The sequence below is a fragment of the Vibrio sp. V03_P4A6T147 genome (assembly GCF_002241085.1).
Lineage (GTDB): Bacteria > Pseudomonadota > Gammaproteobacteria > Enterobacterales > Vibrionaceae > Vibrio > Vibrio anguillarum.
On sequence record NZ_NDIO01000360.1, the window covers coordinates 1 to 10,471 of the forward strand.

Below are 10,471 nucleotides of genomic sequence, written 5' to 3' on the forward strand. Positions count from 1 at the left end.
ACTTCAATAAAAGTATCGCCTCCATACTGCATTAAACCGATCTTTTCTGTGCTAATTTTAAGTTTGCATTTTTACGGCGTCAGTAGGTAATGCTTGCTAAGATAGTGGCAATATCCTCGTAGGGAAAAATATAAGATGAATCCAGTCATTGAAACTATTCTTGCACATCGTTCTATCCGATCTTTTACCGATCAGAAGATAACTCCAGATCAGCTGAGTACAATTATTTCTGCTGGTATTGCGGCATCATCATCGAGCCTATTACAGGTTAATTCAATCATTCGTGTTACGGATAAAGATAAACGCGAGCAGTTGGCTATACTGGCGGGCAACCAAGCTTATGTTGCAAGCGCTGCTGAGTTTTTAGTGTTCTGCATTGACTACCAACGTCATTACGCCATTAATCCTGAGGTAAAACCAGAGCTGATTGAACTCACTTTGATTGGCGCTGTAGACGCTGGGATCATGGCACAAAACTGTTTATTGGCGGCAGAATCGATGGGATTGGGTGGTGTTTATATTGGCGGCTTAAGAAATTCACCTAAAGAAGTGGATGAGTTATTAGAGCTTCCTCCATATTGCGCAGTGTTATTTGGTATGTGTTTGGGGTATCCGGCTCAGAATCCACAACTAAAACCTCGTTTATCTCCTGAGGTAATTGTTCATGAGAATACCTACCATGCTTTGAGTTATGCTGAAATAGAGCAATATGATGAGACGATGAGGGCTTATTATCAGACGCGTTCTTCCAATACCAAGCAAGCGGCTTGGTCTACAGAGGTAACGGCTAAATTAGCACAAGAATCTCGACCTCATATGTTGAACTATCTCAACAGTAAAGGCTTAGCACACCGATAAAAAAGAGCCCAATCTTAACGATTGGGCTCTTTTACAATGATTAGGCTAAACCTTGAATAACGACGAATTTTTCAAGTAGTTGATGTTCAGTTTCTATGTGTTCTGGATCGGTAATGATGCAGTTTGTTATCGGACATACGGATTGACAGGTGGGCTTGTCGTAATGTCCTTTGCATTCAGTACATAGATTAGGATCAATTTCATAGATCCGGTTGCCCATAGAGATCGCGCCATTCGGGCATTCCGGATCACACATATCACAGTTAATGCATTTACTGGTGATCAATAATGCCATAACTACTTGCCTACGGGATTACGAGTATCTTGGCCAGCATTCAAGTTACGCATTAACAGAGCAAAGTTTAAATCCAACTCTTCAGGAACCGGGATATAAACAAAGTGACCATTTCCTTTTGCGTCATCAACAGTTTCACCTTTGCGGTTTTCCATTGCTTCAAGTCTGAAGACAACATTCCCTTTTGGGGTCATCAGCTCTAAACTATCACCTAAGATAAACTTGTTTTTAACTTCAACTTCAGCCATTTCACCACGACGTTTACCCGTAAATTCGCCAACAAATTGCTGTGAATCTGAGACTGAATAGCCATAGTCGTAGTTTTGATAAGTATCGTGTGTATGGCGTCGCAAGAAACCTTCGGTATAGCCACGGTGTGCAAGGCTTTCTAAAGTGCCCATCAGGCTTTCATCAAATGGTTTACCTGAAACTGCGTCATCAATTGCTTTGCGGTACACTTGAGCTGTACGAGCGCAATAATAGAAAGATTTAGTACGGCCTTCTATTTTTAATGAATGCACGCCCATTTTCGTCAATCGTTCTACATGCTGTACGGCTCGTAGATCTTTTGAGTTCATAATGTAGGTGCCATGTTCGTCTTCAAAAGCGGCCATCTTCTCTTCTGGACGATGGCTTTCTGAAAGCAAAACCACATCATCAATCGGTTTGCCTAAACCAAGTGTATTATCAGGGCGCTCTTCTTGTACCTTGATAGTTTGAACTGCTGCTGGATCAAATTTCTCGACAATTTGACCTGTTTCATCTTCTTTGGCTGATTCAACTTTGTATTCCCAACGACATGCATTAGTGCATGTTCCTTGGTTTGGATCACGTTTATTAATGTAGCCAGACAATAGACAGCGACCTGAATAAGCCATGCATAATGCGCCATGAACAAAAATTTCGAGTTCGGTCGTTGGACATTGCTCACGAATTTCTTCAATTTCTTCCAACGAAAGTTCGCGTGATAGAATCACTCGTTCAACGCCTTGGGATGCCCAGAACTTAACTGTTGCCCAGTTAACAGCATTGGCTTGAACTGAAAGGTGAATAGGCATTTCAGGAAATGCTTCACGAACCATCATGATAAGCCCAGGGTCAGACATAATGAGCGCATCAGGTCCCATTTCAACCACAGGCTTTAGATCTCGGATGAATGTCTTAAGTTTTGAGTTGTGGGGTTGAATATTACAAACCACGTACAATTTTTTACCCAAAGCATGTGCTTCATCGATACCGATTTGCAGGTTTTCATGGTTAAATTCGTTGTTGCGTACACGAAGGCTATAACGAGGTTGGCCGGCATAAACGGCATCTGCACCGTAAGCAAACGCATAACGCATGTTTTTTAGACTGCCCGCCGGTGATAGTAGCTCGGGGACAAAAGGGGTATGTGTGCTCATTGTTTTTCTCTAATCTGATCTCAAGTCAGGCCAATACCACCTGATGGTATTGGAGGGGCGCAAATTTTACGTTAAAAATAACCTTATGCATAGTAGGGATCGTAAGCGATACAAAAAAGCCCAACACTTTTAAGGGTATTGGGCTTTTGCATGATGCTTTTGTTAAGCGTTCGGGTGAGGAAGGCCGCCGAGAACGTCAAATAAGTTAGGCAAAAATGCCGACATTTCACCACACATTAATGAGAAATCGGCATCAAAGCGAGCCGCTTGCTCTTCTCGTGGAATATCTTCATTTTGTTCTTTGAGCTCATCGCTAAATGCCAAACGCTTAATGCTACAATCTTCAGCCAGAATAAAGCTCAGGCGATCTTGCCAGTTCAATGCCAGTTTAGTGACGACTTTATTGGCTTCAATATGGCTTAAGATCTCATCGCTTGTCAGTTCTTGTTTCTTACAGCGGATCACTGCGCCATCTTCTAATAACGACTTTAATTCAGCTTCATCCAACAAGCTAAACCCTTGTGGTAGTTCGCCACTTTTAACCCACTGAGTAAGTGTTGTTTCTACCGCTTGTTCTGGGATCGCAGGTACTACGGGTAGGCTACCCATGGTTTTGCGTAGCAGCGCCAAAACGTCTTCAGCTTTTTTGTAGCTTGCGGCATCGACTAAAATGAAGCCTTGCTTGGGTAGGATAAGCACAAAGGTGAGATTGCTGCGGCTAAATGCTCTAGGTAGGAGATCGATGACAATATCTTCCTTGAGGCTTTCCTTCTCCTTTTTCTTGAGAGGTCGCCCTTCTTCCACTTCCATCGCTTCAACTTTGGCATTCAAAGAATCTTTAATGACCGAAGCAGGTAACATCTTTTCTTCTTTTTTCGCGCAGATCAGAATACGGTCTTCAGAAACGTGGGTCATCATGTCGCCGTGTTTACCCATTGCGTTAACCCAACCAAATTTTTGCTTATCTTGGCTGCCGCATGGCGTAAAACGAAATTCGGCCAGTTGTTTTTCGAGCTGATCGGCGTTGAATTCTACATCGCGATTAACACGATAACCATACAGTTTTTAAACCACATATTCTTTCTCTTACTTAATTAGAAGACGCAACATGATAGGGGATTTGAAAGCTAAAGTCTTAAATCAATTTCAAAATATAATCATGAACTTGATAAGAAACTTATATGAAAAATTGTTTGCAAAGGTCACAAAAGTGTCATAATTGTTTCCCATAATGCATAGCGTTGATTACATAGAAAGGTTATTCAAATGTCTAGAAGGATTCTGGTTGTTGAAGACGAAGCACCCATTCGCGAAATGTTGTGTTTCGTGCTTGAGCAAAAAGGTTATCAAGCTGTTGAAGCGGAAGATTACGACACGGCGGTGAGTAAACTGGCTGAACCCTTTCCCGATCTTGTGTTATTAGATTGGATGTTGCCCGGCGGGAGTGGTATCAACTTTATTAAGCATATGAAGCGTGAAGAATTAACACGCAACATTCCGGTTGTGATGTTAACCGCCCGTGGTGAAGAAGAAGATAAAGTTCGCGGCCTTGAAGTGGGTGCGGATGATTACATAACCAAACCTTTTTCGCCTAAAGAGTTGGTAGCTCGTTTGAAAGCGGTTATCCGGCGCGTCACACCGACAGCACTGGAAGATGTGATCGACGTGCAAGGATTGAAGTTAGATCCTGTCTCTCATCGAGTAACGGCTAATGATAATGCCTTAGAGATGGGGCCGACGGAATTCAAAATGCTACACTTCTTTATGACGCACCAAGAACGCGTCTACAGCCGTGAGCAGTTATTGAACAATGTGTGGGGTACCAACGTTTATGTTGAAGACCGCACTGTCGATGTTCATATACGCCGTCTGAGAAAAGCGTTAGAAGAGGCTGGCCACGATAAATTAATTCAAACAGTACGTGGTGCCGGTTATCGCTTTTCATCCAGAACATAAAGGATTAATTAAGGTACGAAATGGTTGAACGTTTAACGTGGAAAAGGCTGGCTTGGGAGCTGGCTTTTTTTTACTCTCCTTGGATTATCGTTGGCTGGATCTTTGGCCATATGGCTTGGCTGCTGCTAGCGGCTACGGCGTTACAACTGATTTGGCATTTGCATAACCAAATGCGCTTGTCGGCTTGGTTGTGGGATGAAAAACGTTTAACGCCGCCTTCCGGGACTGGAAATTGGGAATACCTGTTTAATGGGATTTACCGTTTACAGCAACGCCAACGTAAAAAACGCAAAGAACTGACCAATTTGATCCGCCGCTTTCGTAACGGGGCTGAGTCGCTACCCGATGCGGTGGTGGTGTTCCGTGACGAAGGGAACATTGTTTGGTGTAACCGACTTGCACAACACCTGCTCGGTTTTCGCTGGCCAGATGATGCTGGTCAACCTATCTCAAATTTATTGCGCGCCCCTGATTTTATCAAATATCTGCAAAAAGATGATTTCACAGAACCGCTTGAAATGCGCTCTCCACTTAATGTGGAGCGAATGCTAGAGCTGCGTATTGTGCCTTACACAGAAGGTGAGCATTTGATGGTTGTGCGTGATGTCACTCAGTTGAAACAGTTAGAAGGCATGCGCCGAAATTTCTTTGCTAACGTTTCTCATGAACTGAGAACGCCGATGACGGTGTTGCAAGGGTATCTTGAGATGACAGAAGACCCTGACATGCTGGTAGGGCCGATGTGGCCTAAGGCACATGGAGTGATGACTGAGCAGTTAAACCGTATGAACAGTTTAGTTAATCAACTGCTGACGTTGTCAAAAATTGAAGCGGCGCCTATGCATGAGCTGGATGAAGTGGTTGATGTTCCGGCTATGTTGGAAGTACTTGAAAAAGAAGCAATCAGTTTAAGTGGCGATCATCATCACCGACTGCATTTTGATGTCGATAAGCGACTTAAAGTATTGGCCGATGAAGATCAACTGCGCAGTGCTATATCAAACCTTGTTTATAACGCCGTCAAATATACGCCTCCGGGAGCGGAAATTAATGTGCGTTGGTATCAAAACGCGCAAGGTGCTTGTTTAGACGTGGTGGATAAAGGGGAAGGGATTGAGCCACAGCATTTACATCGTTTAACGGAACGTTTTTATCGTGTCGATAAAGCACGTTCGCGAGATACCGGAGGAAGTGGGCTTGGGCTCGCGATTGTTAAGCATGCATTGTCACATCATGACACGCATTTGCAGATTCACAGTGAAGTGGGTGTTGGCAGCAAATTCTCTTTTATTTTGCCTAAACGTTTGGTTGTGCTGTCATGATACATCGCATATTTACAGCCTTTCTCTATTTTTACTTGCTGGTTACCACGAACGCGGTGATCGCTCAGCCGCTCGTGGATTACTCAAAAACTAACGGTGTTGCAGGTAGTTTACTTTCAGTGGGGTCAGACACTCTGGCAGGAATGACGACGCTCTGGGTTGAAGAGTTTAAGACGATCTACCCCAATATCAATGCTCAAGTTCAAGCCTCAGGTTCCTCCACAGCGCCTCCTGCTTTAACTGAAGGAACGGCGCAATTTGGCCCAATGAGTCGCCCGATGCGTGGTCGTGAGATTGAAGCATTTGAACGCACTCACGGTTATAAGCCGACTGCATTGCGGGTTGCGATAGATGCCATTGGTATTTTTGTACATCGAGATAATTCAATCAAAGGGCTTAATTTTACTCAATTAGATAGTATTTTCTCATCCACGTTGCGCTGCGGTGCTACACAACCGACCAATACTTGGGCGCAATTGGGCGTTGATGAGGATTGGGCCAAGCGGGGAATTCAACTGTTTGGCCGAAATTCGGTGTCGGGAACCTATGGCTATTTCAAACAAAACGCACTATGTGGTGGCGATTTCAAAAAGGGAGTAAACGAGCAGCCGGGATCGGCATCGGTTGTACAATCGGTTGCTTCATCGATCAATACTATCGGTTATTCTGGTGTTGGTTATCAGGTTTCTGGTGTGAAATTGATTCCGATAGCCAAACAAGGCGATCAGTTTATTGCCGCAAGTTATGAAAATATTCTATCAGGTGCTTATCCGTTATCTCGCTATTTGTATGTGTATGTGAATAAACATCCTAATCAGGATCTGCCACCCATGCAGCGCGAATTTATCCGTTTCATTTTTTCTAAGCAAGGACAAGCGATTGTTGGGAAAGATGGTTATGTGCCTGTCAGTGCCGAGTTTGCTCTGCAAGAACTAGCTAAAGTGGGCATAAAATAACGAGCTGTTCGCTCGCTATTTTTAATCAAACCCAATTCAAATTAAACATTGAGCTGCCAACCGACACTTCGCCAATACTGTTGTTCGCACATCAGATCCGCATGTAATAATTTATTATTTTCTAACCAATTGGCGTCTTCACATTCTAGTTTCCACTCATCATCTTTTGCACTGAGCGTCAGCTCAGGAAGAGGATCATCATTACGTTGGCTATTGACAACAATCGCTAAACGCAACACGCGGATGAGGCCAATGATGTGCTTTTTCTTAAACAAGGTGAAATCATTCATTTCTTGCAGCTTGAGGGATTTGCGTTGAAAGCGTGCTAAGGTCGACAGCACTTGCTGTTGCTCGCTGTTAAAACCGGGCATGTTGGTGTGACGCAGAATATAAGCAGAGTGTCGGTGAAAGCCTTGTAAGTTGATGCTCAATCCCACCTCATGCAATAACGCTCCCCATTCCAAAAGATCAAACAGTTCGCTGCCTTTTTTCAATCCTAGCTCTGGGGTCACATTCTGTAGAAACTCTTTTGCATGGCCTTTGACTTTAGCGGCATGCTCTAAGTCGACTAGATGCTTCATCGCGAGGTTTTCAGTGGTGCGTAAACGGATATCGGAATACTTGAACCGATCTTCCATCTCATAAAGCAAACCTTCTCGTAATGCACCATCAGAAAAATGCATCTCTTTCACACGCAGCGATTTTAAAACCGCGCTTAAAATGGCAACGCCCGCAGCAAAAACGGGTTTTCTATCGTCAGTCAACGCGCTGAGTTCGATCTCATCAATACTTTGCCATTCACAGAGTTTTTCAATGAGTTTATTGACTCGCTCAAGCGTGATGATGCCATCATCAAAGCCCAAACCAATCAGTACTTCGTGAATGGCTTTGATGGTTCCTGACGAGCCGAAGGCGACTTCCCACCCTTTTTTGCGATATTTCGCCGCAATAGATTCGATTTTTTGCTCGGCGGCTAATATCGCATGAGCGAAGTTTCTGCTTGAAAGCCTACCATCAGCGAAGTAACGGTCGGTATAGCTGACGCATCCCATTTGCTTGCTGTTGATTAGGTCTGGATCAAACCCTTGGCCAATCACCATCTCGGTACTACCGCCACCGATATCCACCACCAACATAGACGCTGCTTGAGGTTGAGTATGTGCCACGCCTAAATAAATTAAGCGTGCTTCCTCAGCTCCGGGAATGATTTCAATAGGGAAAGGCAGTACCTGTTTGGCTCGTTGCAAGAATGTATGAGCATTATTGGCTTGACGCAGCGTATGCGTGGCCGCGATGCGCACGTTTTCAGGTTCGAAACCTTGCAACCGCTCGGCAAACATCGCTAAGCATTCAAGTCCTCGCTCTATGGCATCGGCATCCAAATTTTTTTGTTCATCTAACCCAGCCGCCAAGCGTACACGTTGCTTATGGCGGCTCACCAGTTGCAGATCTTGATCGACGACTTTGGCCACCACCATATGAAAGCTGTTAGAGCCTAAATCGATGGCCGCAATATCGCGAATAGTATTAGTTGGGTTGATTGTCATGTAAGGGTTCTTTGCTCTTTCTGGTCTGTCTTTCTACATTCTTAAGATAGTCGTAGATGGCAAATTGTGAACGCACTTTTTTACGGTTACCACGTTCTACATAATTATTGCTCATCTCTTTGTCTATCCAGCGCGCTTTCACTGTATCGGTAAATTGTAAATTCATAATGTCAATCATACGCTGTTTCAAACGTGGGTCACGAATTGGTGTCGTTACTTCGATACGATGATCGATATTGCGCGTCATCCAGTCGGCAGAGGAGATATACACCAGCGGGTTGCCATCATTGTGCGTAATAATGACACGAGGGTGTTCCAAAAAGCGATCAACGATGCTGATGATTTTGATATTGTCACTCACGCCCTCAATTCCCGGAACCAGCGAACACATGCCCCGGACGATCATCTTAATTTGTACGCCTGCGCTGCTTGCGCCATACAGTTTATTGATTAACCCTTTATCCACTAAGTTATTTAACTTTAAAGTGATTGCGGCTTTTTTGCCAAGTTTCACATTGGCGATTTCACTGTCGATTAATCGATAAAGCTGAATACGAGAGTTTCTTGGCGACACAATGAGATGGCTAAATTTAACTGGGCGGTAAGGGTTTTCAATATAGCCAAACACGTTTCGTACTTCGGTAGCAATTTCATTGTCGGCGGTCAGTAGTGAAAAGTCCGTATAGATACGGGCGGTTTTTTCATGGAAGTTGCCCGTGCCTATGTGTGCGTAGCGAACGATATTATCCTGTTCTTTGCGGCTAATGAGCAGCAATTTAGAGTGAATTTTTAATCCGGGAGCACCGAAAATTACTTGGACCCCCGCTTCGGTTAAAATACGTGACCATTCAATGTTGGCTTCTTCATCAAACCGTGCTTGTAACTCAACCACTACCACCACTCGTTTGCCATTGTGTACCGCATCGACGAGCGAGTTCATTAGGCGAGAATCTTTGGCAACACGATAAATATTGATTTTGATGCTGATCACTTTGGGATCAAACGACGCTTGTCTTACCAACTCGGTAATGTGTTCAAATGAGTGGTAAGGATAGTGAAGTAGAATATCCTGAGCGCGAATCGCATCAAATGCATTGGCAAAACCTTCAAAGTCAGCACATTGCATGGGTGGTAGCGGCTTGTTCTCTAAATAGTCACGCCCCACGTTTGGGAACCCAATAAAATCTTTAAAGTTATGGTAACGACCACCAGGAAGAAGGCTATCATAGTGCGATATTTTGAGTTTTTCGCACAAGAATTTAAGCATTTTTGTCGGCATTTCGCGTTCATAAACAAAGCGTACGGGCATAGCACTTAAGCGTTGATTCAACCCTTCTGACATCTGTTCTAACAAACTGTATTCGACTTCCCGTCGCAAGTCATATTCCGCATCACGTGTCATTTTCATCGCGTAACCCGTGAGCTCTTCATAGTCAAAAAATCCGCGGAAAATCTCATCAAGGCAGTGGCGAATGATGTTGTCCAATAAGATGATGGTTTTGCGGCGTTTGCCCTTTTGCTCCGGCACCATGACAAAGCGCGGTAGGTGGTCTGTCGGGATTTCAATCAGCGCATATTGGCTGCGGTCATTGTGTTTGAGATCAACGGCAATGTAGGCGTATTCATCTTTCAAAAATTGCATGACATCAATGTCGTCAGTCATGAGCAGCGGTGTAATATGCGGGCGCACTTCTTTATGGAAATACTTAGTGATCCATTTTTTCTGAGTCTCATCCAACTGCGTTTCATTAACCAAGAAGATACGGCGACGTGCCATTTCTAAAATAAGCTCATTATAGAGATTGTCGAAATCTTGGTTGAGTTTGAACGCCTTACTTTGCATTCGTGTCAGCAAATGCTTGGTAGTATCGTTACCACCACGTTCTCGGTTGATCAAAATTTGCCGTTTTACATCGGAAAAGCGAACTTTATAGAACTCATCCAGATTGTTAGAAAAAATACCTAAAAACCGTATTCTCTCGATTAAAGGCACGGTTTTATCTGCGGCTTCTTGCAATACGCGTTCATTAAACGAAAGCCAGCTCAATTCCTTGTCGATATACAACTTGTCCGTACTCATTCATGTTACCTTTTAACTCAATTGACGTTTTTTACTGACTCACCCTCTGTGTGC

The 10,471-nt window shown here is 43.9% G+C and carries 8 protein-coding genes and 1 pseudogene; 4 read left to right on the forward strand and 5 right to left on the reverse strand.

All coding sequences use genetic code 11. The features are described from left to right. Nucleotides 1–135 precede the first annotated feature (135 nt). A complete protein-coding gene (nfsA, locus tag B9J84_RS14010; protein WP_017047921.1) occupies nucleotides 136–858 on the forward strand; it encodes an oxygen-insensitive NADPH nitroreductase in 723 nt (240 codons plus the stop codon). 40 nt (nucleotides 859–898) lie between these two features. On the opposite strand, the gene B9J84_RS14015 is transcribed toward nfsA, so the two are convergent. The 3 genes and pseudogenes from B9J84_RS14015 to rdgC all read right to left on the reverse strand — a co-directional run bounded on the left by B9J84_RS14015 (nucleotide 899) and on the right by rdgC (nucleotide 3,632). Beyond that, a complete protein-coding gene (locus B9J84_RS14015; protein WP_013857525.1) occupies nucleotides 899–1,153 on the reverse strand; it encodes a YfhL family 4Fe-4S dicluster ferredoxin in 255 nt (84 codons plus the stop codon). 2 nt (nucleotides 1,154–1,155) lie between these two features. Continuing rightward, on the reverse strand, nucleotides 1,156–2,556 hold the full coding sequence (gene yegQ, locus B9J84_RS14020) for a tRNA 5-hydroxyuridine modification protein YegQ (protein WP_017042130.1): 1,401 nt from the start codon (nucleotides 2,554–2,556) through the stop codon (nucleotides 1,156–1,158). 162 nt (nucleotides 2,557–2,718) lie between these two features. Further along, nucleotides 2,719–3,632, reverse strand: a pseudogene (rdgC, locus tag B9J84_RS14025) (recombination-associated protein RdgC). A 190-nt stretch (nucleotides 3,633–3,822) separates the two neighbouring features. On the opposite strand from rdgC, the gene phoB reads away from it, so the two are divergent. Genes phoB through B9J84_RS14040 form a run of 3 tightly spaced genes read left to right on the forward strand, consistent with a single transcriptional unit; the run spans nucleotide 3,823 to nucleotide 6,790 of the window. After that, nucleotides 3,823–4,512 carry a phosphate regulon transcriptional regulator PhoB gene (phoB, locus tag B9J84_RS14030; protein WP_013857522.1) on the forward strand — a complete coding sequence of 230 codons (690 nt, stop codon included), beginning with the start codon at nucleotides 3,823–3,825 and terminating at the stop codon, nucleotides 4,510–4,512. Between the two features lie 20 nt (nucleotides 4,513–4,532). Further along, nucleotides 4,533–5,834 carry a phosphate regulon sensor histidine kinase PhoR gene (phoR, locus tag B9J84_RS14035; protein ID WP_013857521.1) on the forward strand — a complete coding sequence of 434 codons (1,302 nt, stop codon included), beginning with the start codon at nucleotides 4,533–4,535 and terminating at the stop codon, nucleotides 5,832–5,834. Then, nucleotides 5,831–6,790 (forward strand): PstS family phosphate ABC transporter substrate-binding protein, encoded by a 960-nt coding sequence (locus B9J84_RS14040; RefSeq protein WP_094124391.1) that lies wholly within the window; start codon nucleotides 5,831–5,833, stop codon nucleotides 6,788–6,790. Before phoR ends, B9J84_RS14040 begins: the two co-directional genes overlap by 4 nt. Nucleotides 6,791–6,831: 41 nt before the next feature. On the opposite strand, the gene ppx is transcribed toward B9J84_RS14040, so the two are convergent. Both ppx and ppk1 read right to left on the reverse strand, forming a co-directional pair. After that, entirely contained in the window at nucleotides 6,832–8,337 is a 1,506-nt protein-coding gene (gene ppx / locus B9J84_RS14045) for an exopolyphosphatase (RefSeq protein ID WP_017046241.1), read from the reverse strand. Continuing rightward, on the reverse strand, nucleotides 8,318–10,417 hold the full coding sequence (ppk1, locus tag B9J84_RS14050; protein ID WP_013857518.1) for a polyphosphate kinase 1: 2,100 nt from the start codon (nucleotides 10,415–10,417) through the stop codon (nucleotides 8,318–8,320). The genes ppx and ppk1 overlap by 20 nt, the downstream gene beginning before the upstream one ends. Nucleotides 10,418–10,471: the final 54 nt, after the last annotated feature.

Coding starts and splice junctions, on each gene's coding strand:
- nfsA (WP_017047921.1), top strand. CDS start 136: ATGAATCCAGTCATTGAAACTATTCTTGCACATCGTTCTATCCGATCT.
- B9J84_RS14015 (WP_013857525.1), bottom strand. CDS start 1,153: ATGGCATTATTGATCACCAGTAAATGCATTAACTGTGATATGTGTGAT.
- yegQ (WP_017042130.1), bottom strand. CDS start 2,556: ATGAGCACACATACCCCTTTTGTCCCCGAGCTACTATCACCGGCGGGC.
- phoB (WP_013857522.1), top strand. CDS start 3,823: ATGTCTAGAAGGATTCTGGTTGTTGAAGACGAAGCACCCATTCGCGAA.
- phoR (WP_013857521.1), top strand. CDS start 4,533: ATGGTTGAACGTTTAACGTGGAAAAGGCTGGCTTGGGAGCTGGCTTTT.
- B9J84_RS14040 (WP_094124391.1), top strand. CDS start 5,831: ATGATACATCGCATATTTACAGCCTTTCTCTATTTTTACTTGCTGGTT.
- ppx (WP_017046241.1), bottom strand. CDS start 8,337: ATGACAATCAACCCAACTAATACTATTCGCGATATTGCGGCCATCGAT.
- ppk1 (WP_013857518.1), bottom strand. CDS start 10,417: ATGAGTACGGACAAGTTGTATATCGACAAGGAATTGAGCTGGCTTTCG.